The 23,354-nt window shown below is 54.0% G+C and carries 20 protein-coding genes; 13 read left to right on the plus strand and 7 right to left on the minus strand.

Features of this window, described 5'->3' with window-relative positions:
* Window positions 1-25: 25 nt before the first annotated feature.
* A complete protein-coding gene (locus WKJ03_RS12110) occupies window positions 26-1,624 on the plus strand; it encodes a methyl-accepting chemotaxis protein (protein ID WP_337842472.1) in 1,599 nt (532 codons plus the stop codon).
* Window positions 1,625-1,732: 108 nt separating this feature from the next.
* On the opposite strand, the gene WKJ03_RS12115 is transcribed toward WKJ03_RS12110, so the two are convergent.
* Entirely contained in the window at window positions 1,733-2,632 is a 900-nt protein-coding gene (locus tag WKJ03_RS12115) for a LysR family transcriptional regulator (RefSeq protein WP_337842473.1), read from the minus strand.
* A gap of 89 nt (window positions 2,633-2,721) precedes the next feature.
* Between WKJ03_RS12115 and WKJ03_RS12120 the strand changes: the two genes are divergently transcribed.
* Entirely contained in the window at window positions 2,722-3,669 is a 948-nt protein-coding gene (locus tag WKJ03_RS12120; protein ID WP_337842474.1) for a DMT family transporter, read from the plus strand.
* Window positions 3,670-3,734: 65 nt separating this feature from the next.
* Here WKJ03_RS12120 and WKJ03_RS12125 read toward each other — a convergent pair whose 3' ends face one another.
* Complete coding sequence (locus WKJ03_RS12125) at window positions 3,735-4,688, minus strand: LysR family transcriptional regulator (protein WP_337842475.1); 954 nt, start codon at window positions 4,686-4,688, stop codon at window positions 3,735-3,737.
* Window positions 4,689-4,857: 169 nt separating this feature from the next.
* Between WKJ03_RS12125 and WKJ03_RS12130 the strand changes: the two genes are divergently transcribed.
* Together WKJ03_RS12130 and WKJ03_RS12135 are read left to right on the plus strand one after the other, a co-directional pair.
* A complete protein-coding gene (locus WKJ03_RS12130) occupies window positions 4,858-5,607 on the plus strand; it encodes a 3-oxoacyl-ACP reductase family protein (RefSeq protein ID WP_337842476.1) in 750 nt (249 codons plus the stop codon).
* A gap of 10 nt (window positions 5,608-5,617) precedes the next feature.
* Window positions 5,618-6,214, plus strand: coding sequence for an NADPH-dependent F420 reductase (locus WKJ03_RS12135; RefSeq protein WP_337842477.1), 597 nt, complete (start codon window positions 5,618-5,620; stop codon window positions 6,212-6,214).
* Between the two features lie 137 nt (window positions 6,215-6,351).
* On the opposite strand, the gene ssb is transcribed toward WKJ03_RS12135, so the two are convergent.
* Window positions 6,352-7,002 (minus strand): single-stranded DNA-binding protein, encoded by a 651-nt coding sequence (gene ssb / locus WKJ03_RS12140; protein WP_337842478.1) that lies wholly within the window; start codon window positions 7,000-7,002, stop codon window positions 6,352-6,354.
* Between the two features lie 12 nt (window positions 7,003-7,014).
* Window positions 7,015-8,385 carry an MFS transporter gene (locus WKJ03_RS12145; RefSeq protein ID WP_337842479.1) on the minus strand — a complete coding sequence of 457 codons (1,371 nt, stop codon included), beginning with the start codon at window positions 8,383-8,385 and terminating at the stop codon, window positions 7,015-7,017.
* 371 nt (window positions 8,386-8,756) lie between these two features.
* Here WKJ03_RS12145 and WKJ03_RS12150 point away from each other — a divergent pair, with 371 nt between their 5' ends.
* From WKJ03_RS12150 to WKJ03_RS12170, 5 genes are all read left to right on the plus strand, one after another.
* Window positions 8,757-11,975 (plus strand): TonB-dependent receptor, encoded by a 3,219-nt coding sequence (locus tag WKJ03_RS12150; protein ID WP_337842480.1) that lies wholly within the window; start codon window positions 8,757-8,759, stop codon window positions 11,973-11,975.
* Between the two features lie 221 nt (window positions 11,976-12,196).
* On the plus strand, window positions 12,197-15,025 hold the full coding sequence (gene uvrA, locus WKJ03_RS12155; RefSeq protein WP_337842481.1) for an excinuclease ABC subunit UvrA: 2,829 nt from the start codon (window positions 12,197-12,199) through the stop codon (window positions 15,023-15,025).
* 167 nt (window positions 15,026-15,192) lie between these two features.
* The gene (locus WKJ03_RS12160; RefSeq protein WP_337842482.1) at window positions 15,193-15,450 is read left to right on the plus strand and encodes a type II toxin-antitoxin system ParD family antitoxin; all 258 of its coding nucleotides are present in this window, start codon (window positions 15,193-15,195) and stop codon (window positions 15,448-15,450) included.
* Between the two features lie 5 nt (window positions 15,451-15,455).
* Entirely contained in the window at window positions 15,456-15,755 is a 300-nt protein-coding gene (locus WKJ03_RS12165; RefSeq protein ID WP_337842483.1) for a type II toxin-antitoxin system RelE/ParE family toxin, read from the plus strand.
* 215 nt (window positions 15,756-15,970) lie between these two features.
* Window positions 15,971-16,162, plus strand: coding sequence for a ribosome alternative rescue factor ArfA (locus WKJ03_RS12170; RefSeq protein WP_337842484.1), 192 nt, complete (start codon window positions 15,971-15,973; stop codon window positions 16,160-16,162).
* Window positions 16,163-16,251: 89 nt separating this feature from the next.
* Here WKJ03_RS12170 and WKJ03_RS12175 read toward each other — a convergent pair whose 3' ends face one another.
* The 3 genes from WKJ03_RS12175 to WKJ03_RS12185 form a co-directional block, all read right to left on the minus strand.
* A complete protein-coding gene (locus tag WKJ03_RS12175) occupies window positions 16,252-17,043 on the minus strand; it encodes an HNH endonuclease (protein WP_337842485.1) in 792 nt (263 codons plus the stop codon).
* Between the two features lie 146 nt (window positions 17,044-17,189).
* The gene (locus WKJ03_RS12180; RefSeq protein ID WP_337842486.1) at window positions 17,190-18,257 is read right to left on the minus strand and encodes an MBL fold metallo-hydrolase; all 1,068 of its coding nucleotides are present in this window, start codon (window positions 18,255-18,257) and stop codon (window positions 17,190-17,192) included.
* Window positions 18,258-18,396: 139 nt separating this feature from the next.
* A complete protein-coding gene (locus WKJ03_RS12185) occupies window positions 18,397-18,912 on the minus strand; it encodes a DUF1569 domain-containing protein (RefSeq protein ID WP_337842487.1) in 516 nt (171 codons plus the stop codon).
* 164 nt (window positions 18,913-19,076) lie between these two features.
* Here WKJ03_RS12185 and WKJ03_RS12190 point away from each other — a divergent pair, with 164 nt between their 5' ends.
* From WKJ03_RS12190 to WKJ03_RS12205, 4 genes are read left to right on the plus strand one after another with little or no spacing between them, the layout of a single operon-like run.
* Complete coding sequence (locus WKJ03_RS12190; RefSeq protein WP_337842488.1) at window positions 19,077-21,341, plus strand: TonB-dependent receptor; 2,265 nt, start codon at window positions 19,077-19,079, stop codon at window positions 21,339-21,341.
* A gap of 16 nt (window positions 21,342-21,357) precedes the next feature.
* On the plus strand, window positions 21,358-21,615 hold the full coding sequence (locus tag WKJ03_RS12195; RefSeq protein ID WP_337842489.1) for a hypothetical protein: 258 nt from the start codon (window positions 21,358-21,360) through the stop codon (window positions 21,613-21,615).
* A complete protein-coding gene (locus tag WKJ03_RS12200; protein WP_337842490.1) occupies window positions 21,605-21,871 on the plus strand; it encodes a hypothetical protein in 267 nt (88 codons plus the stop codon). Before WKJ03_RS12195 ends, WKJ03_RS12200 begins: the two co-directional genes overlap by 11 nt.
* On the plus strand, window positions 21,868-23,343 hold the full coding sequence (locus tag WKJ03_RS12205) for a PepSY-associated TM helix domain-containing protein (protein WP_337842491.1): 1,476 nt from the start codon (window positions 21,868-21,870) through the stop codon (window positions 23,341-23,343). Before WKJ03_RS12200 ends, WKJ03_RS12205 begins: the two co-directional genes overlap by 4 nt.
* Window positions 23,344-23,354: the final 11 nt, after the last annotated feature.

Consider the following 23,354-nt stretch of genomic DNA (forward strand, 5'->3'; position numbering starts at 1 on the left):
GAGTTCAAACAGAGGAAGGTGTGCTTTGCAACAGTCAGCTTCGATTAAAAGCCGGATCTTTATCGGTTATGCCGCCATTTTGTTGGTCACCCTGATTGCCGCTGTTTTACTGATCAGCAGCAACCGCCACCTCAGCCATCAGGTTGGGGGCTTTGTCGATGAGTCGCTGCCCGCCTTGCATAGGGTAAACAGCATGCAAAGCGCTGCCAAACAACTGGTGCTCACCGGCTACGAGTTGTATGGCACCACCATCACAGCTCAGCAATTTGGTCAGACCCAGCAGACGCTGGATGCTGGTATTCAAAAGCAGCTGTCCAGTCTGACCCCTTATCAAAGTAATGAGGCCAGCAGCAGGTTTCAGGCATTAAGCCAGTCCTTGTCTGAACTGAGCAGACTGATGCAGGTCAGTCAGGTTGACTGGGATCAGGCAAGAGAGCAGCTGGCACGCATCAATCAAAGCGCCACTGAATTTAATAGGGCCGCAGATGCGCTGGCGGACCGCATTACGGAGCAAGCCCGGGGGAAAACGCTGAGCATCAGCGACACCCTGTCAACGAATACACTGACGGTCGCGGTCCTGTTGTTACTGATCCTGCTGGTCGCCATTGGCTTTTTACTGCTGGCACAAAAGCAGGTAGCCAGCCCTATAGTGCAGCTGTCTGCCAGTCTCGGCCAAATTGCCGCCAGTCGCGATCTGACCCACAAGCTGCACTCCGACGGCGCGGCTGAAGTCATTCACGTGGCGGCCAGTGTGAACCAGTTACTGCGGGTGTTTCAGCAAGGCATTGCCGAAATGTATCAGGCCATTTCAGGTATTCATCAGGCGGTTGGAACACTGGCAGGCAGCAGCCAACAATCCTCCGGGTCTGTTACTGAACTGCAACAAAAGCTGCAGTTGCTGGTGCAGGCGATGACGCAGCTCGAGCAGCAGATGGAACAGAGTGTCAGCCGGTCAAGCCACGCCGCAGAAGCCGCCAAAGCCGGTGCCGATTCGATGTCCCAGAGTCAAAAGGCCGTGCTTGATACCTCCAGCAGCATCAGTCAGTTGTCCAGCGATATTGAAGCCACAGCGCAGATGCTGCTAACCCTGCAATCGACTGGAGACCAGGTGAGCTCAGTGGTGAATACCATTGCCGAAATTGCCTCTCAGACCAATCTGTTAGCCTTAAATGCAGCCATCGAAGCCGCCCGCGCCGGCGAGTCTGGCCGGGGTTTTGCTGTAGTAGCCGACGAAGTGCGTACCCTGGCCGTTCGTACTCAGCAATCCACCACGGAAATCAACAGCATGCTGGCCAATATTGTCAGCTCGATACAAGGGGCAGTGGCGAATATGCAGTCCAACAGGGAAACGGCCCAACGTTCGGTAGAGCTGGCGACCAATCTGGTGCACACCCTGGAAGGCGGTCGCCAGATTATTCTGGATTTAGCCTCGGTCAGCCAGCAGGCTGCCGAACTGGCGGGTCATTCGCAGCAGATGACTCAGGAACTGCAACAGGACATTCTCGCTTTTGCACAGCTGGGTACTTCAGTGTCTGCCGCCAACCAGGACGTCGCCGCCACCAGCCAGTCACTGACCGCATTGGCGGGGCAACTTCGACAAACCGCTGACTTGTTTAAACATTAGCGCTGCAACAGGTTTCAGCCGCAGCGCTGCTGATTCAGAAGCTGGTACTGAGCGCCTGCAACAACTGGGGGTGAAACCGCTCCGGTGCCTGAATGTGCGGCGAATGGCCTAATATTCTGGCGGAGCCACCGCCAACAGATGCTCGATTAACAACCGCAGCCGCAGCGGCTGATTGTCCCTGTCGCGGTACAGCAGGTAGGTATGCCGCCGCGGCCCCCGCCAGTCCGGCGCCACCGGCAACAGGCGACCGAGCGCCATTCGTTCCTCCACCACCCGCCGCGGCAGGTAGCCAATACCAATACCGGCTTCGATGGCTCGCTGGGCCATATTCAGGTCGTCCACCGCCAGCCGGATATTGCCCTGAGGCCGGTATTCAAAGAGTTCTTCAGTCTGTTGCTGAATTAACCGCCACTGGCGGATAGGGTTACCTATCACCAGCGGGTAATTCACCAATTCAGCGGGATGGGTCAGCTCTGCCCATTGGGGTTGATGGCTGCTGGTACAAAGCACCGACTGGACCAGTGTCAGCGGCCTGGCTATCCAGCCCTGCAGTTTGGGTTCGCCAACGCGGATCGCCAGATCAATGGCATGTTCGCCAACATCCAACACCCAGTTGGACAGGCGAATATCCAGTTCAATCTTCGGGTGCTTCAGCTGAAAGTCCTGCAAGGCTGCGGCCAGCCAGCGGTGCATGGCATTGACCGGCGCAGTCAGCCGGATCAGACCCACAGGTTGCTGTTTATCGGCCTGCATATCACCGGCTATATCCTGCAACTCATGAAACAAAGGCCCACAACGCGCCAGATACTGCTGACCCGTGCCGGTCAGACTGATGCGGTGCGCGTCTCTGTGCAGCAGGCGTAACCCAAGCGACTGCTCTAATGCATTGATCCGGCGGCTTAAGGTAGAAGGCGGCATGGCCAGTTGTTCGGCTGCGGCACGGAAACTGCCTGCCTGCGCCACCAGCCAAAACAAGCGTAAATCGTCCAGCGAGTATTTAAGTTGCATATATGGAATTTAACCTGCCGTTAATCTGGCTTTCATTGATTTATGAAACCAATACACTCTAGGCCAGCTCACTACAGGAACGCAATGCGATGACTACTTCAACTTCGAGACAGACCATCATCCTGCTGCTGATCAGCATCTTTGGCTGGGGCAGCGTGTTTCCGCTCTCCAAACTGGTGCTGGAGCAAATGTCGCAGCATTCGCTGGTGGTCTGGCGCTTCACTATTGCTGCTTTGTGTTTAGTGCTGTATTTGCCAGTGCATCTGCGCCGCCATCCGGCGCCCTGGCCGCGACTGTCATGGCGGCAATATCTGTGGCTGATCAGCATCAGTCTGGTGGGCGTGGGCGGTTTTAACCTGCTGCTGTTTAGTGGGGTGAAGCACACTGCCGCCACCAATGGCGCGCTGGTGATGGCATTAAGCCCGCTGGTGACGGCACTGATGGTGGCGCTGTTGTCGCGCCGTTGGCTGACTGGTATGCAAAGTGCCAGTCTGGCACTGGGCCTGGCCGGTGTCCTGCTGGTGATCACCAATGGCAGCTGGCACAGCCTGCAACAGTTTGCCTTTAATCAGGGCGACCTGACGATTATCGGCGCCATGTTGCTGTGGTCGGCTTATACCACAGCATCGCAACAGGCGACCCGCTGGTTACCTGTGGTGCCTTATACCCTGATTAGCATGCTGGCGGGCGACCTGTTTATTCTGCTGGCCAGCGGCTGGCAGGGCAATGTACACCCGCTGGATGAGCTGCTGCAGTTATCCCTGCCGGGCCTGCTGTCGATGCTGTATATAGGAGTGGTTGGAACCGTACTCGCCTACCTGTTTTTCTTGCAAGGCGTGCAAAAACTGGGCTCAGCCACGGCCTCGCTGTTTTTTAATTTAATTCCGGTATTCGCGGCGCTCACCGCACTGCTGTTAGGCCAACAGGTCAGCCTGGTGCAGGCCGCCGGCATGGCTATAGTACTGTTGGCCCTGATGCTGCCACAGCTGTACAACTGGCTGAAACCCAAACCTAAACTGCTGAACCGCGGCGCCTGAGAGTTTTGCATGTATTACATCAGAGTGTGATAGGAACGGCACCACTTACTGACGCAACAAGCTGTCTACCTAACTCTGGTCGGTTCATTCTGTCTGAATCGAGCCGCCAAATGCAGACGTTCAAATTCGGCCACTAAATAATCAATAAATACTCTCGTTTTAGCAGGCATCAGGCTTGCCCCTGCTGGGTGACTGCTGAAATAAAGATTGATGCTGCCTAAATCGGCATACCAATCCGGTAAGACCCGCACCAGGCGACCAGACTGGAGATGAGCAACGGCATGGGGCATGGCAAGCGCTGCAACGCCCATTCCAAGCAAAGCGGCGCGAGTTAATGCATCAGGATCATCGGCAATAAAACGTGCATTGAGAATAGGCGTTACAGTTTCACCAGCAGGGCCCTTAAACCCATACTGATGAAGCTTGCCACTTTGGGGGGAGCGCATTTGCACCGCTGGCCACTGACTGAGCTCGGCAGGATGAGAAGGATGCCCTCTTTCGTGCAATAACTCCGGAGCCGCAACCCAAATCACATGCACAGGTGCAAGCCTCCTGGCTATCACACCGGGCGCCAATTCAATGCCACCACCAATAGCAGCGTCGAAGCCCTCTTCAACTAAATGCACCTGTCGGTTCGATAATTGCCAATCCAGGCGTACCGCAGGATAACGGGCCAGAAACTCAGGCATCAGCGGCAGTATGTGCTCCAGCCCAAAACCAGGGCTCAGGCTTAGCCGCAACGTGCCTGCTGGCTGGCCGGCATTCTGACTGATATCCGCTATCGCCGTCTGGATACCAGCCAGGTTTCCTCTCACTGCCTGCAAAAATTGCTCGCCTGCTTCGGTCAGCAATAACTTGCGGGTGCTGCGCTGAAACAGTTGCACTCCCAGGTTTTTTTCCAGTTGCGCCACATTTCGAGACACCGCCGCTGGCGTCAGGGCAAGCAGCCGGGCAGCCGCGGAGAAGCTGTGCTGTTCAGCACTGCGGACAAAAGATTCAAGGTTTGATAAGGCTTCCATCCGATCTGCTGCTATTCCGTGTTCATGTCATTCACAGTCAAGCTTAGGCTGTTCACGCTGCCATCTTCAAGTTTAACTTGAAATTGATTCCACTGATTACCGGCTACTGGAGGTGGATTCAGTTTTCTATAGTGACACTGCACTGACAACATCACTTGAGGAAAACATCATGTCTGCAACCACTAAACTGCAAAACAAAATCGCCATCGTTACCGGTGGTTCACGTTCAATAGGCGCAGCCATCGTGCGTCGCCTGGCCGCTGAAGGCGCCACTGTGGCATTTACTTACAATGCCTCTCCTGAAAAAGCCGAAGCACTGGTCTCAGAAATTCAGGCGGCTGGCGGTAAAGCACTGGCTATCCAGGCCGATGCAGGTAATCCAGAAGCGGTGCGCCAAGCCGTAAACCAAGTGGCCGCCAGCTTCGGCAAAGTCGATATTCTGGTCAATAACGCCGGGATTAGTGTTTTGGGTCAGCCGGAGCAGATTGCCTTCACTGACTTTGAACGCATTCTGGCCGTCAATGTGACCGGCGTCTTTGTGGCCACTCAGGAAGCTTTAAAACACATGGGGACCGGTGGCCGCATCATCCATATCGGCAGCTCTATGGTGCAGTATGCCGCATTCGGCACTGCTTCCGCTTATACCCTGACCAAAGGTGCCGTTGCCGGTTTCAGTCGTGGTTTGGTTCGCGATCTGGGCCCAAGAGGCATCACAGTGAATACCGTCCACCCGGGCCCAACCGACAGCGACATGAACCCTGCCGACGGCGCAGTCGCAGACTTCGTTCGGCCAAACATCGCGGTCGGACGTTATGGTCAGGGTGCAGACATCGCAGGTGCTGTCACCTTCCTTGCCAGTGACGAAGCCGCTTTCGTGACCGGAGCTGAACTGGTAGTCGATGGCGGTTTTACCGCATAAGGAGCTTACGATGAACACAATCAGCATTATTGGCGCAGGAAGTATTGGCAGTGCCATTGCTCACCTGCTGGCCCAGGCCGGGATCCCGTTTGCAATTGCCAACAGCAGAGGTCCTGCTTCGCTGGCAGCTTTAGTGGAGGAGTTAGGTCCAACCGCAAAGGCTGTGTCCGCGAGCGAAGCAGCCAAGGCTGACCTGGTATTCCTGGCCGTCAACTGGTCAAAAATACCCTCCGCAGTCCAGGGGCTTGGCCCCTGGGATGGACGAATTGTGGTCGATACCAACAATCCCATTGAAGCCCCGGCCTTTAAAGCGGTCGATTTGCAGGGGCTGGCATCCAGTGCTGTGGTTGCCTCTCTTGTACCGGGGGCAAGAGTCGTAAAAGCCTTTAATCATTTGCCACCCGCCTTACTGGCACAACCCAGTGCGAAAGGTGGCAAACGGGTCATGTTTTACTCAGGCGAAAACACCGCGGCCAAAGCGGTTGTTGCCAAACTGATTGCTCAACTCGGTTTTGCTGGCATTGATTTGGGTGGCACTGAACAAGGTCGGCTGGCTCAGTTCCCGGGGGGTCCCTTGCCAGCCTTAGATCTGGTGAAATTTGGCTAAATCACAGGCAGGCTTTTTGGCCGAACCATAATTCTGCAATAGGTTGGCATCAGAAAAACAAAGGGTAAGTGACTGATTTGTCTACTTACCCTTGTTAATCGTTATGCTTTTACATTATGAACAGTAAAAGGCGCAACTCAGAACGGAATATCGTCATCAAAGTCGATTGGTGGTTCCATTGGCGCACGTTGTTGTGGCGCTGACTGGTTAAAACCGCCCTGCTGGCCACCGAAGTTGCCCTGTGGCTGGTTAAAACCACCCTGAGCCGGGCGTTGCTGGTAACCCTGGTTCTGCGGTTGTTGTTGTGGCTGGAAACCACTTTGTGCCGGAGCCTGTTGTTGCGGCATACGTTGTTGTGGTGCAGCCGGAGCCTGCTGGTAGCCGCCCTGGCCTCCCCCCTGGTTAGCGCCGCCCATTTGCCCGCCGCCCATGCTGGCGCCCTGACCATCACCACGGCCGTCTAACATTTGCAGTTCGTTGGCAATAATCTCGGTAGTGAAACGTTCCACACCTTGTTGATCCTGCCACTTGCGGGTACGCAGTTTGCCTTCGATATAAACTTTGCTGCCTTTACGCAGGTATTCACCGGCAATTTCAGCCAAACGCTGATAAATCACCACACGGTGCCACTCGGTTTGTTCTTTCTTTTCGTTGGTGGCTTTGTCCGTCCAGCTTTCGCTGGTGGCCACAGTAATATTGGCCACCGCGCCACCTGTTGGCATATAACGGACTTCCGGGTCGGCACCCAGGTTACCGATCAGTATTACTTTATTAATTCCACGAGCCATGCGACTTTCTCCTCAACTTTCGCGGCTGCCGCCGGCAACCAAAGACTGTGCTTCGGCCAGATTAAAATTCTGCTGACCCACTTTCAGATAACAGCGTTGTTCTGCCACCAGCACGGTGGCTTCCTGCACTCCAGGCAGGTGACATAAGCGCGCCGCCAACAGATCGGCAGCGGCCTGATTGGCCACATTCACGGGCAGGGATAAGCGTTGCGAACGCTCCGGCACTGTCATGCTACTGGCACAGACCAGCCATATTAAACCAATCAGCGCGAGGAAAACAAACAGGCTTTCACTGCCCAGCGCACCGGAAATCCAGCCACCGAAAAGACCGCCTAAAAAGGCACCAAAAAATTGCGCACTGGCATAAGTGCCCATGGCCGTGCCTTTTAAACCGGCAGGCGCAATACGCGACAACAAGGCAGGCATACTGGCTTCAAGGTAGTTAAAGCCGGTAAAAAACAACAACAGCGCCAGCGCTATGCACCACAACTGCTGATTGCTTAAAATTAACACAAAACTAACAATTAGCAGGCCAATGGCCAGCAAAAAGTAGCGTTTTTCCTGTTGTTTCCGGCTGGCCAAAATCATCAGTGGCACCATAGCGACAAAGGCCAGCAGGATCACCGGTAAATACAGCTGCCAGTGCGTTGCCGATAAAAATTGCTGTTGCTCCAGTAAAGGAGGCAACACCACAAAGATCGCTGTTAACAACAGGTGCAACACCAGCACGCCCAAATTCAGCCGCAGCAATTGCGGGTGGCTGAACAGGCTGGCAATTTTGCCCGGTGTGGCCAGGGTTTCTGCACCTGCCACTTTATGCGAGGCATCCGGAACCAGTTTCCAGACCAGCAAAATACCAAACAGGGCTATACCAGCGGTAAACCAGAAAATACCACTTAAGCCTGCTACCGCCGCTATGGCCGGACCAGCCACCATAGCGACCGCAAAGGACAGGCCTATGGTCATCCCGATCACCGCCATCACTTTGGGGCGCTGTTCTTCACGGGTCAGATCAGAGGCCAGTGCCAGCACAGCGCCGGAAATCGCCCCCATGCCTTGCAACACCCGGCCTGCGGTCACGCCATACACAGAGTCGGACAAAGCCGCGACCACAGAGCCGAGCACAAACAGGCTTAACCCGGCAAACATCACTGGTTTTCTGCCAAAACGGTCCGAGGCCCAACCCATAGGAATTTGCAGCACCGCCTGCGTCAGGCCATAGGCGCCTATTGCTAACCCAATCCATAACGATGAAAAGCCAGCCAGATGGTTGCCAAAAATAGCAAACACCGGGATCAGCATAAATAAACCTAACATTCTGAAGGCAAAAACCAGTGCCAGCGAAATTGCGGCACGCCGCTCGACAGCGGTTAAATGTTGCATCAGCACAAAATCTCAAAGGACAGACAGGATTTCAGGGCCTGAACTCAGAGTTTCACGCCCACCAACGAGGTGGCGATTCTAGCACAGCTGAGTGGTCCACCACAGTGTCGAATGCCTGGTGTTACTGGGTAACAACAACCAATGAAATAAAAAATTCAAAAAGTATAATAATTAATTATAAAGAGCTGTTTTTTCACCAAATAATGTTTACTTATTCGCCGCCATGGTACAAAGTAACATCAGACCTTGACTTATTTGGTAGTGATGTCGGGTTTCACCAGGATGAACAAGAGCACCATAAAGTGGCTTTGTCAGTAGTTGCGCTGCCGGCAAAGCAGAATGGGTTACACAACAAGAAATGAGATCAAACCATGTCTGAATTACTCAGCTATAGCAACAAACACCGCATTCAACGCACCAGGCTCAGCCTGGCTGTTTCTGCCGCTTTCTTGGGGCTGTGCCCATTGTTTGCGGCTGCACAAAATTTGCCGGAAAATGACAACGCTGTCACCACTAAAGAAAAAGGTGAGCAGATGGAAGTTATTGAAGTAAAAGGCATTCGTGGCAGCATTATGTCGGCGCAGGATCTGAAGCGTTATGCCGACACGGTGAAAGATGTGATCACCGCCACCGACATTGGTGCGCTGCCGGACAAATCCGTGACCGAAGCACTGCAACGGGTGCCAGGCGTGACCATTGAACGTTTCGCATCGTCCGACGACCCGAAACACTATGCCGACGAAGGTACGGGTGTGCTGGTACGGGGTTTAGACCGGGTGCGCTCGGAAGTCAACGGCCGCGACGCCTTCAGCGCCAACCCATGGGGTGGCCTGAGCTACGAAGATTTTCCGGCCGAACTCCTGGGTGCAGTGGAAGTCGTCAAAAACCAGACCGCCGACCTCACCTCAGGTGGCATTGCCGGTACTGTCAACCTGATCACCCGCAAGCCCTTTGATTCCGACAAACGAGTCATCGCCTTTGGTGGCAAAGCCAACTACGGCGATTTCCGTGAAGACACCACACCGTCTTTTAACGCGCTGTATTCAGACCAGTGGGAAGTGAACTCAGGCCGCTTCGGTATTTTGCTGGCGGGTTCTCATTCCGAATACCGTACCCGTGGGGACGGTGTTGGTTTGGGTAACTTCCACTCGCGTGGTGATTCCTTTATTCCGACCACAGACCAATGGGGCGGCATCACAGGGGTAGACCCGGATTCTCCGGTTGACGGCCCGGCCTTACCTGGCCAGCCAGCCGGCAGCGTCTGGCACGTGCCAGTGGCTATTCATATGAGCACCGCTGATAACGACCGTAAACGTGACGGCTTCACCGGCTCATTACAATGGGCCAATAAAGACGACACTGTTATTGCCACGCTGGAACACATTAATTCCAATGCGTCGCTGGAATGGAACGAGCGCCAGATAGGTCAGGCCGCTCAGGGCTTTAAAGGCTTTATGGGGTCGTCGCAGAACTGGCGTGACGATTCCGCCACTGGCCGCCCGCTGACGGTGGAAAATGGCTACGTGACTTCAGGTGTGGCATTGGGTGTCAGCCCGGAAACGCCCTTCTTCTACCGCAGCCGCTGGAACTACAACGAAAATACGGTGGAAGACACCTCATTCAACCTAGCCATTAAAGCCAGTGACCGCTTAAAACTGGAATTCGACTACCAGCATATCGACTCCGAAAAAGTGGTGCACAACTACAGCATGTCTGGCCAGACCCGCGGTAACCATGTGCATGTGGTGTCGCCTTATTACCTGGATATGCGCGGCGAACGCCCGACTGTGGAGTTTTTAAGCGACAATATTCTAACCCCAGGCTGGTCACCCAACAGCGACTGGAACGGCCCTGTACCCAACCTGTTCCTCGGCAGTGGTATGGAGCAGGAAGAACACAACACCGCCAAAGCCGACAGCTTTAAGTTTGACGTCAGCTACCAGCTGGATGGTGTGTTCTCCAGCGTCAGATCCGGTATCTATTACTCAGACAAAGACCTGACAGTGCGCGACACCGCCTATGAAGGCTGGTCAGCCATTGGGACGCCCTGGGATATGAATGACCGCAACGCAGCCGCTGCCGTCAACCGGCCTGAGCTGTTTGAGCGGGTCGACTTTTCCGACTATTACAACGGCGATGTATTGGTCGGCAACGTCAACAACTTCCTGTTCCCACGGATGGATTTAGTACGTAACTACGCCGAGTCCCTGCGCCAGGGTTGTGCCGAAGGTTGGCACAACGCCACCTTAAGCGCCGCCAATGGTGGTGTCTGTACCGGAACTTATGTGCCTTACACCGACAAACCTAACCGGGTGGAAGGGCCTTTTGCGGCACATAACATCAGCTCGTCCAACGAAAAACGCACCGAAGTTTACCTGCGTGGTGACTTTGAGCTGCCAAACCAGCAGTTCCCGCTGATTGGTAACCTCGGCCTGCGTTATGTGAATTATCAGCTGGAATCGACAGGCGCCTTTGTGCAGCCACTGACCACCAAACGCGGTGAACCAGGCACATCCCTGAACACTGTGATGCAACAGCCGCAATACAAACGCTATTACGACCTGGCCAATGGTGAATCGCAACTAAGCACAGTGGACGGCACCGACTACAGCACAGTGCTGCCCAGCCTGAACCTGAGCTTTGAAATGTCGGAGGATGTGGTGCTGCGTTTTGGCGCGTCCAAAGGTTTGTATTACCCCAGCCTGGTGGACGCCCGCAATATCAGCCTGCTGGATCTGGACTACACCCGCATCCTGCAGACACCGGGGCAGGATCAGGACGAAACCAACAATCCTGTGGTGGGGCTGGACGATATTGAGATCTCAGCTTTGGCGGGCAACCCTTACCTGGAGCCGGAAGAGTCCATTAACGCCGACCTGACCACTGAATGGTACTTTGCCCCGGCCGGTTTTATTACGGTTGGCCTGTTCCACAAAAAGCTGGATAACATTATCCGCAACCGTGCTTTTGATCTGGACGTCACGTACAACGGTGAAACCTACGACGTGTCTGCCTATGGCCCGGCCAATACCGGCTCTGGTACTTTGCGTGGTGCCGAGTTCTCCTATTCGCAGTTTTATGACATGTTACCGGGTGTATGGCGCGGTTTAGGTTTGCAATTTAACTACACCTATATCGACCAGAGTGGCCTGGAAGACCCGAACGAAGTGTCCAAAGGCACGTTGGGCTTCGACGAAAACGGCAACAGGTTGTCAGACAACCGCAATACCTTCCGGGTCTTCAGCGGTCTGCCACTGCAAGGCTATTCCGACCAGAACATGAACATTGTTGGTATGTACGAGTATGAAAAAGTGTCGTTCCGTCTGGCCTACACCTGGCGCTCTGAGTACCTGCTGACCCTGCGGGAGTCGGAAGAGTATGTACCGGCCTATGCGGAAGCCTCTGGCATGATGGACGCCAGCTTCTACTACAGCATCAACGACAACTGGAAAGTGGGCATTGAAGGCAGCAACCTGCTGGATACCGAAACCAAAACCCAGTACCAGATGAACCAGCAAGGGGACCGCACTCAGGCACTGAGCTTTACCACAGACCGCCGTTATGCGCTGAGTATCCGTGGCGTGTTCTAAGAGGTGCTGACAGTTCACACTGTCTGGAAAACCGCGTAGCCCTGGCTGCGCGGTTTCTCTTTTTATCCTGCACAGGTTTAAATCCGCCCCGACCCGCTTGCTGAAACAAATGTATTTATATACAGTAGTCAGGCTTTTTTTCTGACCAGACTGATCCAGCCAGGCGGCGCAGCCATACTGTGCATCAGTTTGTGTATTTCACATCAGCCAAGAGACAAGCGATGGATAAAATTGATATCCGCGGTGCCCGCACCCACAACCTGAAAAATATCTCGCTGCAAATTCCGCGCGACAAACTGGTGGTGATCACCGGCCTGTCCGGCTCGGGCAAATCGTCTCTGGCTTTTGACACCCTTTACGCCGAGGGGCAACGCCGTTATGTGGAATCGCTGTCGGCTTATGCCCGTCAGTTCCTCAGCCTGATGGAAAAACCCGACGTCGACCATATTGAAGGCTTGTCCCCGGCTATTTCGATTGAACAAAAGTCCACCTCGCATAACCCGCGTTCGACCGTAGGCACCATTACCGAGATTTACGACTACCTGCGGCTGTTGTTTGCCAGGGTGGGTGAACCGCGCTGCCCGACGCACGACTTACCGCTGGCCGCCCAGACCATTACCGAAATGGTGGATAAAGTAGTGTCCTTTCCGGAAGGCACCAAACTGATGGTACTGGCCCCTGTGGTGCAGGAGCGCAAAGGTGAACACGTGAAAACCCTGGAGACCTTAGCGGCCCAGGGCTACATTCGCGCCCGCATTAATGGCGAAATATGTGATTTGTCGGACCCGCCAAAGCTGGAGCTGCATAAAAAGCACACCATTGAAGTGGTGATCGACCGCATTAAAGTCCGGGACGACATTAAACAGCGGCTGGCCGAAAGTTTTGAAACCGCGCTGGAGTTGTCCGGCGGTATTGCCAAAGTAGCGTCGATGGACGACCCAAATGCCGAAGAGCTGGTGTTTTCCGCCAACTTCGCCTGCCCGACCTGCGGTTATTCGATGGCCGAACTGGAGCCACGGCTGTTCTCCTTTAACAACCCGGCTGGCGCCTGCCAAAGCTGCGACGGTTTGGGCGTGAAGCAGTATTTTGAAGCCGGTAAAGTGATTGTCAGCGACGAGCTGAGCCTGGAAGGCGGCGCCATTCGTGGTTGGGATAAACGCAATTTCTACTACTACCAGATGCTGAAATCGCTGGCTGACCATTATGGCTTTAAGCTGGATGAGCCCTTCAGCAGCCTGAAAAAAGAGCACCAGCAGGTGATCTTAAACGGCACCGGAAAAACCCAGATTGAATTTAATTACCTGAACGACCGCGGCGACATTATTAAACGCAAACACCCGTTTGAAGGCATATTGCCCAATATGGAACGGCGTTATCACGAAACCGAATCGATGGCGGTGCGGGAAGAATTGTCCAAGTATCTGGCTTCTCAGGCCTGCCCAAGCTGCCATGGCTCACGGCTGCGCGAAGAAGCCCGCCATGTGTTTATTGGCAAAACCAACTTGCCCACTGTAGTGGAGCTGTCGATTGGCGACTGCCTGAACTTCTTTAAACAGCTGCAACTGACCGGCCAACGCGCCAAAATTGCCGAAAAAGTATTAAAAGAAATTCAGGACCGGCTGATGTTTTTGGTCAATGTGGGCCTGAATTACCTGAACCTGTCGCGCAGCGCCGAAACCCTGTCGGGTGGTGAAGCCCAGCGTATTCGTTTGGCCAGCCAGATTGGCGCCGGTTTAGTGGGCGTGATGTATGTACTGGACGAACCTTCCATTGGTTTGCACCAACGCGACAACGACCGGCTGCTCGCCACCCTGAACCACCTGCGTGATTTAGGCAACACCGTCATTGTGGTGGAACACGACGAAGACGCGGTGCGCGCCGCCGACCATATTATCGACATTGGCCCGGGTGCCGGTGTGCATGGTGGCCAGATTGTTGCCCAGGGCACACTGAAAGACATTATGGCCAGCCAGGATTCGCTGACCGGCCAGTACCTGTCGGGCGTGCGCAAAATTGAAGTGCCGGCCACCCGCCACCAGGGCAAAGCCGGTAAAGCCCTGAAAATTGTTGGTGCCAGCGGCAATAACCTGAAAAACGTCACTGTGGAGATCCCGTTTGGCGTGCTGACCTGCGTGACAGGGGTGTCCGGCTCCGGCAAATCGACGCTGATCAACGACACCTTATTCCGGGTGGCGCACAAGGTACTGAACGGCGGCGAAGCCGGTGACGAGCCAGCGCCCCATAAAGCCGTGGAAGGTTTCGAGCATTTCGATAAATGTGTCGACATCGACCAAAGCCCGATAGGCCGCACGCCAAGGTCCAACCCGGCCACCTACACTGGCATATTCACCGCCATTCGCGATTTATTTGCCGGTACTCAAGAGGCCCGTTCACGTGGTTACCAGCCTGGCCGCTTCAGCTTTAACGTGAAAGGCGGCCGCTGTGAAGCCTGCCAGGGCGACGGTGTGATCAAAGTAGAAATGCACTTCCTGCCCGACGTGTACGTGCCTTGTGACGTCTGTAAAGGCAAACGCTACAACCGCGAAACGCTGGACGTGAAGTACAAACACAAGAGCATTCACGAAGTGCTGGAAATGACGGTAGAAGACGCCCGCGAATTCTTCGACAGCATTCCGGCGGTGTCACGCAAACTGCAAACCCTGATGGACGTGGGCCTGAGCTATATCAAGCTCGGCCAGTCGGCCACCACCTTGTCGGGCGGTGAAGCGCAGCGGGTGAAACTGGCGAAAGAGCTGAGCAAACGCGACACAGGCCAGACCCTGTATATTCTGGACGAACCCACCACAGGCCTGCACTTCTACGACATTCAGCAACTGCTGAACGTGCTGCACAAGCTGCGTGACCACGGCAACACCATAGTGGTGATCGAACATAATCTGGATGTGATTAAAACCGCCGACTGGATTATCGACTTAGGCCCGGAAGGCGGCAGCGGCGGCGGTGAAATACTAATCACCGGCACCCCAGAACAAGTGGCCGCCTGCGAGCAATCTTACACCGGCAAATACTTAAAACCTTTGTTGGCTTAACCGACTGCAGGGCAGCCTGTAGGGGTGGGGTTTACCCCACCCACTGGTTTCGGTTTACCTCACCCGCTTTTTCGCCGCAGACAAGGCCACCCCTGCCCAACCAATACAATCATTGACAATCTTTGTATCAAATTCTAGCCTTATGACAGGCAGCTTTGGAGGCCAGTATGCATATCTCATTAACCCCTGAACTTGAATCCCGGGTAAAAGCCAAGGTAGAAAGCGGCTTGTACAACAATGCCAGCGAAGTTATTCGTGAAGCGCTGCGTTTTATGGATACCCATGAAGACTGGATCCACGAAATCAAACTAGCCCGGCTAAGAGAGCAGTTAAAATCGGGAATAGACCAATTAGATAGAGGCGAAGGCATAGTGCTTGAGTCAAAAGCTGCACTGGATGCACTGTTTGACGATATACAGGCCTGACCCTGATGGCTGCGTACCAGCTGGTTCTTGCACCAGCAGCCAAAGCCGATCTGAAAGAAATTTACTTGTATGGCGTACGCCAATGGGGACAAAAGCAATCCGAAAGTTACCTGCAACAGCTCAAAAATCAGCTCTGGACCATCACCCTCCAGCCTTTGATTGGTAAGGAACGCACAGAACTCTTAGCTAACATTCGCAGTTTGCCTGTCGAAAGTCACATCTTGTTTTACCGCGTTGCGCTCAATCGTATTGAGATTATTCGCGTATTACATGGCCGCCAAGACCCGGTGCGTCATTTAAAGTAAGTGAACCGGCTTCACCCTCACTGCTGTCTGCGTCTGCACTTTAACCATTTCAAGCACTGATGCAGACAGTTTTGTAGCGGCGGGGTTTACCCCGCCTTTGGGCGCAAACGGACCGGCCAATGGGAACAATCACACTTTTATTTGATTACAAAACCAAGATTGCCGAAAAAACCAACCCCCCTTACACTGCGCGTTGTTTCAACCCAGGAGGCACTATGGCTACGAAAAAGCAGCCGCAACTGGCACACCAGCATGACCGCGGCACCATCACCGACAACGCCCTTAAAGCAGTCGTCACCAGCAAACTCTTTACCACCCGGGTGGTAAAAGCAAAAAAGGGCAAAGGTTCCTACCGGCGTCGAAAAGTTTCTCCTGACTTTTCGACGTACCATACATCCTGTATATAAAAAGGCCGTAACTCGAAAGATTACGGCCTTGTTGTTTGTGGTGTTCTGCGCCTGAACTAGCTCGAATCAGCTCTCAATTCACACTAAGTCTAAAAGCGTTTTTCAAAAATCGTGTCCCGATGCAAGGCTAAAAATTCAGTGTTAGGGCTGAATTTCTCTGGCATAAACATTTTTTTGCCGTGGACACTTTGAATCGCTGCTTGAAAGAACTCATCCCGATGTAATTTCAACTTCGCGGAAACAACGACCCGGTATTGTTCGTCGATCGTTAGCATTCCTAAATCAAAGGCTTTGTCATGTAACGCAGACAACGCTAAGCCATTTTGTGGATTAAGCCTGTGTTTCACATCTTCGCTCCAAGGCACAATATGGCTAGCTATCAGTAGTTTAGGGACAGTTAAGCCCGTTATGCAGCAACGATTATTGTAAGCACTCAGTACGGCATTTCGAAAATACGCTTGGCCTATCCGAACCTGCACTACCGACTCTTTGGTTGTACTTGAATAATTAGGGACAGGGAAATCATGGACTTCTGGCCACACTAGGGGCTCAGATTGTGGCTGCAACACCGCGACAGTTTGCGCCATTTGCAAGGAAAAGGCTGACCAATCGTCCTGCAGCTCCTGCCACATTGCACGATCAGCGGCCGAAGCACCTGTTAGGCCGGAGCGGCCCGACGACGTAATGACTGGGTCTAGGCTGGCGATATTCCCCAACTTCATCGCTAAAGCTGAAGGCGAGCGACCAATTAATGCAGCAAATGCAATCACCTCTGCGTTACGCTGATCGAACTGACCAAAACGCAATCTGGTATAGAGACTATAGGCAACTAACAGCTGCTCCCTACTCCAACCTTTTGATTTATTTGCCAATGCCAGCATCCATGTTTCACTTTTGATACAAAAGCAGTGTGCCAGGTCTGACAGAAAGTCTCAAATGCCTATGCTATTTTGCCTATTCGCCTCACAAAATGAGGCGAATAGCAGCTTTAATTGCCTCATTTAGCCATCATCACAAGCCAGAAGCCTTACACCCCAACAATTTCGCCTTCATTCAGTACTTGCAGCTGTACTTTGGAATTCAACTGGCGATGCATAGACAGCAGGCGCAGCAGGGCGGAGTGGGAGCTTTTATCGCCCATCAGCCAGCTGTAGTTACCATAACCCCAGGGGATCATGCGCTTGCAGCCTAAGTCTTCCGCGACCTGCAGCGCATCTTCCGGCGTCAGGTGGGCGTTGCGGTAGTTTTCGCCGTGATAAGAACCAATAGGGATCAGGCAGAGGTCCATAGCACCGTAGCGGTTGCGAATTTGTTGAAAAACCGGCGAATAACCGGTATCACCGGCGAAATATAGCTTTTGGCCCTGCAGTTGCAGTACCCAGCCGCCCCATAAACTAGTGTCACCATCCAATTCATACAGGCTGCGGCCTGTGTAGTGGTGTGCCGGTACAAAATCAATGTTAACCCCGCGCTGCTCTGTGCTGCTGTACCAGGCCATTTCATGCAATTGCAGTCCGGCTTCCGGTAGGTACTTCGCCATGCCCGCTGGTAAATACAGCGGGCTCTGTTGCCCAAGTGCCACGGCATCAGCACGGTTAAAGTGGTCGTAATGGGCATGGGAATACAACACAGCGCTGGCCTGCTGCTGGCCCGCCAGCAATTCAAACTCCGGCGCTGCGCGCTTGTTACCCACCAAGGCAGCCAACCAGTTAAATGGCCAGTCAAACCCCGCAGACACAGGGTCGAACAGGAATAATTGACCATCGGCGGTTAACAGCCGGAAGCTGGCGTGACCTGTCCACTGCAATTGGGCCTGTAGCAATGGCGGCATGGCTGGCCATTGAACCTGGCAATCCGAGGCAGTTTCTTTGCACAGCACCCGCTTATCAGCCAAATAACACTGTTGCTCACAGTTGTGCGGCCACTGCTTTGGGCTGGCGAAAAGATTGCGATAGCGTCCGTCACTGTTCAGCGTGTCGCTGGCCAAGGCAGCGGGTGGCTGATGCTGCAGTATCTGGTTTGCTGGTCCTGCAGTTGAACAGCCCGTCAGCAGGCTGAGTAACAGACTAAAAGTGGCTGGTAGTTTTAACGTCATGCTGAAGCTCTTTGGGTAATAATGCACAGAACTGCAGCATAAAGAGTTGGCGGCGGCCGCAGCAGTCAGAGCCATTCAAGCGCCGAAAGCAGCCGTTTAACGGCGGAAAAACCAGAATAAAACGCGCCAGCCCAGCCCGCTAGACCACAGAAATCTGGCCTAAATGCTGTTCAATATGCAGCTGATGGGCGGCTAAGTAATCGGCTTTGGATAAGTTGCCGTAGGCAAAATGTGGCTGTAACTCTGTGGCGTCATTAAAGTTTTGCAGGGCAGCCACTAACTGGCCCAACGCATATTCCACAGGTAACGCCGGGTCCAGCGCGGCCATGCCAGGAATAGGCTGATCCAGCGGGTGCTGCATGGCACCGGCCGCTTTAAACAGCTGCAGCGCCAGTGGCCCGACCGTGTGGCTGAACCAGGCCGCTTTGTGCTCTGGAAACCCTTGCAACGACCCCTGAATACTTTGGGCTAAATGCTGAAAAATCTGGCTGGGGTTCCAGCTGCCACTGCTTTGCAGGTTTTTCCCCTGCAACTCAAGCAAACGTGCCAGCAAAGGTTCGTAGTCTGGTGAATAACGGCTGGCCGCCAGACTGACACCAGCGCCAATCACCACTGGCACTGCAGCCAAGCCGATTAAAAAACCTCTTCTGTTCATTTCTCCACTCCGGCACCCGATCTTTCCCGTCAGAGTACGCCAAGTTTTTGTTGGCAGCCATAGACTTAGATAAGATGCGAATAGATCTCAGTTGCCATTGAGATCTATTCGCATCTTCGATACCATAAAAGAGACTAGAAAAATCCCTTTTGCATGGAGCTGTTATGTCGTTGCCCCCTTTTCGCCAGTCATGTGTCACCCTTTGTTTAGTTGCAGCCTTTTCTGTGTCAGCCCAATCAAGCCCGGATGGGGCTAAAGAAGCTGACGTTGAACGCATTACCGTCAAAGGCGAAAAGACGGATCGGGGCCTGCAGGAAACCACCAGCAGCGTCGCTGTGACCACGGCGCTGAAAATTGAGCAGGAAAACCTGCAAAACCTGGATGACATTATCAACCGCACCGCCAACGTCAGCTCTATGTATGGCTCTCGCGGCTTTACCATTCGGGGTATTGCCAACGAAGCAGGTGCGCCTAACCCACTGGCTTCGGTGTATCTGGATGGTGCAGCGCTGCCAAGCCAAATCAGCGATTCAGGCCCAACCGATTTATGGGATATCAGCCAGGTAGAAATTCTGCGTGGCCCGCAGTCCACTATTCAGGGCGAAAACGCCTTGGCCGGTGCTGTAATAATGCGCAGCGCCGACCCAAGCATGGATTGGAGCGGTAAAGTACGGGCGCAGTGGTCAGATCCGGACGACAAGCGTTTTTCTTTTGCCGGTGGTGGCGCTTTGATAGAAGACGAGCTGGCAGCCCGTTTATCACTGGAAAAACGTGATTTTGACGGTTATGTCTGGAACCCAACCCGCAATGAACCGGAAGATAAATCGGAATCCCTGCTTGGCCGCATCAAGCTGTTGTGGACACCATCTGCCTTACCTGGCTTTACCGCCCGCCTGACACATATGCGCGATGACCGTGAAGGCCCTTATATGTACAGCTATGCCTCGCTGGCTGCGGAAGATTATTTTAACAACCGCGTGAACTACTCCAACAGCCCAAGCAGCACTGACGCCAAAACCGATGTCACCACGCTGGAACTGGATTATCAGCTGAACAACGACTGGTCGCTGACTGCAGTAACAGCCCGCACCAAAGCCGACGCCACCCGTACTTATGACAACGACCTGACTGCGGAAAATTTGTCCTATGGCTCTACCGACGAGCACTACAAGACCAGCTCGCAAGAAGTACGCCTGCATTACGACGGTGACAAACTGTCGGCCTTAGGTGGTTTGTACTGGTCCAAACGTGAGATGGACAACCAAAGCAGCAGCCTGGTGAATGTGCCTACCCCGTTGGAAACTATTGCTTTAGTGCTGCAAGGCGCAGGTTTGGATGCCGCCACTGCCACTTATGTTGCAGGCCTGTATGGCCAGGCACTGCCGGTGATCCCGGTGGATTACCTTAGCACAGCACCTACTCAATCAGAAAACCAGGCCGCCTTTATCGACCTGGAATATCAGCTGGCTGAGCAATGGTCGCTGCTGGCCGGTATGCGTTATGACAAAGAGCAGTACGATTTTGAAAACGTCAGCACCGCTGAATTTGTCGGTGTGCTGCCAGACCCAGCCAATTATGGTCAGCTTGGCCCAGCCATTGCCGGTATCAATATGGCGGTGTTAGGCCTGGTGGCCGATGCCGCCAGTGAAACTCCAGCCAGTAGCCGCGATTTCACCGCCTTCCTGCCGAAATTGGGTCTGCGTTGGCAGTTCACGACTGATCAATCGCTGGCTTTTACGCTGCAACGTGGTTACCGCTCTGGCGGCAGCTCCTACAATATTGCCCGCGGCCAGGTATTTGCTTACGAGCCTGAGTTCACCACCAACTACGAGCTGGCGTACCGCAGCAGTTGGTTGGATCAAAGCCTGACCCTGAACAGCAACCTCTATTACATTGACTGGACCGACAAACAAGTGATTGCCAACTTCGGCAACAATGTCTACGACTACCACACAGTCAACGCCGGTAAATCACACCTGTACGGTGCCGAGTTTGAGCTGCGCCACCGCATTAACAATGCGTTTGACTGGTACGGTTCTTACGCCTGGTCTAAAACCCAGTATGACCAATTCGAAACCGTTGAAAACGCCCAAATTACCGATTACTCAGGCCAGGAATTCGGCTATGCGCCACGCCATACCGCAGCTGTAGGCGGTAACTGGTATATCACAGACCAATGGCAGCTGAACCTGAACACCAGCTTCCGCAGTGATGTCACCACAGGCCCGGGTACAGATGTCATAGAGCTGTCATCGCGCACTCTGGTCAATGCCCGCTTAAGTTACGACGCCACCCAGTGGTCGGCTTACCTCTTTGCCAACAACCTGCTGGACAAAGGCTATATCCAGTACCGCTGGCCTACTGATCCTGTGGCTATTTTTGGTGCACCACGGGTGGTGGGTGTAGGCGTCACCTGGCAATGGCAATAGCTGCGGGTAACAAACAATGCTGACCTTTGGCGCTTTAGTCTGCAGCCTGCTGGCTGCCTGGTTGCTGTACCTGCTGGCCCCGCGCCAGCAGCACAGCTATAAACCGGCCCTGCTCTGGGCCGGTACAGCCGTTAGCCTGGTGCTGGCCTTATGGCTGGCTGCTTTGGCTTATGGCTTCTGGCCTGGGGTTTACCTGGTGTTAACCGCACTGATGCTGGTCTGGGTGTTGTTGCCAGTGCTGGCTCAGTGGAGGAGTAAACCTCATGTGGGGTAAATCAACTGCCGCTGCCTTTTGTGGCCTGCCGTTAACAGTCGCCATTATCGGCATTATTGCGTTGTTGCTGCCGGGGGCTGAACAGCGCTGGACTATGTCCTGGCTATTGCTGTCTTTTCCGCTGTGGGTGGGCCTGATGTCGCTGGCGTTTTTATGCCAAAACGGTAAAAGCGCCTGGAAACTGCTGCTGGGCCTGACCATTGTCTGTTACGGCTTATTGCATGGATTAAAACTACTGTTGGGGTCGGCCGGATGAAAGTCAGCACACAAAAAAGCTTCAGGGCTGTGCACACCTGGACTGGCCTGGTCGCGGGTCTGTTTTTGTTTATCGCTTTTTATGCCGGTTCGGTGTCGGTCTTTGTGCATGAACTGATGAGCTGGCAACAGCAGGGCGAACTGCGCCAGGCTACCAGCCTAGACCGCGCCCAGCCGCTGATCGACCAGTTTTTAGCGCAAACCCCTGAGGCTGCTCATGGTTTTAGCCTTGTGCTGCCCGGTCATCATGGCCCGGAGTTAAGTCTGTACTGGTACAACGAACAAAGCGGTGCCCAGCAGAAAATCCAATGGCAGGGTGACGAACTAAGCCATGCACCAGCCCGGCAGGATTTTGTCAGCCTGATTTACGACCTGCACTTTACCGCTGGGTTGCCGCGGCTGTTTGGCACTTACCTGTTCGGTATTGTCTGTATTTTGTATGGCCTGGCGCTGGTCAGCGGCGTGGTTATTTATGCGCCGGTGTTTTTTAAAGACCTGTTTGCTTTGCGCTTCGGCCAGAGCCTGAAACGTGTCTGGCAGGACGCCCATAACCTGATCGGCGTGTTGTCGTTACCTTTTCATATTCTGTTCGCCTGGAGCGGTGCTGTGCTGACCATAGGCTTTGTGCTGCTGGCCCCTTTTCAGTTTCTGGTATACGACGGCAAGCTGCTGGAAATTCTGGAACCTGAGTTTGAAGTGGTGGCCCATGTCGAGCCTACAGGCGTCAAAGTGCCACTGCTGCCAGTCACCGAGCTGTTGGCCAAAGCTCAGGCCACGTTGCCGGAGCTGGAAATAGAAAGCCTTTATTACCATGACGCAGGTGACCAAAACGGCAATGTCACTTTTTACGGCCAGATCCATAGTCAGGCCCTGACTCAAAGCGGCGTCGTGGTGCTCAACGCCAGTACAGCTGAAGTGCTGGGCCAGCTGACGCCGGAGCAGTTCCGCCCTGGCACCACCTTTTTACGTGGCCTGCAAAGCCTGCATTACGGCAATTTTGCTGAGTATCCGGTGAAATGGCTGTATTTTCTGCTGGGCCTGGCTGGCGCCTTTTTGTTTTACAGTGGCAATTTGATGTGGATTGAAGCCCGGCGCAAAGCGGGCGATGTGCTGCAACCCCGCTCCATCCGCTTTTTGACGGCGCTGACCAACGGCAGCTGCATCGGTGCCATGGCCGGAGTGTCTGGCCTGTTTTTGGCTGGCACCCTGCTGCCAGAAGCGTTGCACGCCAAGGTCTATTTTGCGCTGTTCGGTCTGGCCCTGCTGTGGGCTTTTATCCGTCCTGCTGTTCAGGCCCGCCGCGAGCTGCTGTTACTGACGGCATTGCTGACGCTGCTTATTCCGCTAGCCGGTTATCTGCACAGTGGCGAACAGCTGCTGAGCGCTCTGCTCCAGGGCCATTGGATCCGCTTTGGAGTGGATGCGACCGCCCTGGGGATGGCGGCGGCGTTCTGGCGTTTGTCGCGGATTTAACCGCCAGTGCT

The sequence above is a fragment of the Rheinheimera sp. genome (genome assembly GCF_037442525.1).
Classification (GTDB): Bacteria; Pseudomonadota; Gammaproteobacteria; order Enterobacterales; family Alteromonadaceae; genus Pararheinheimera.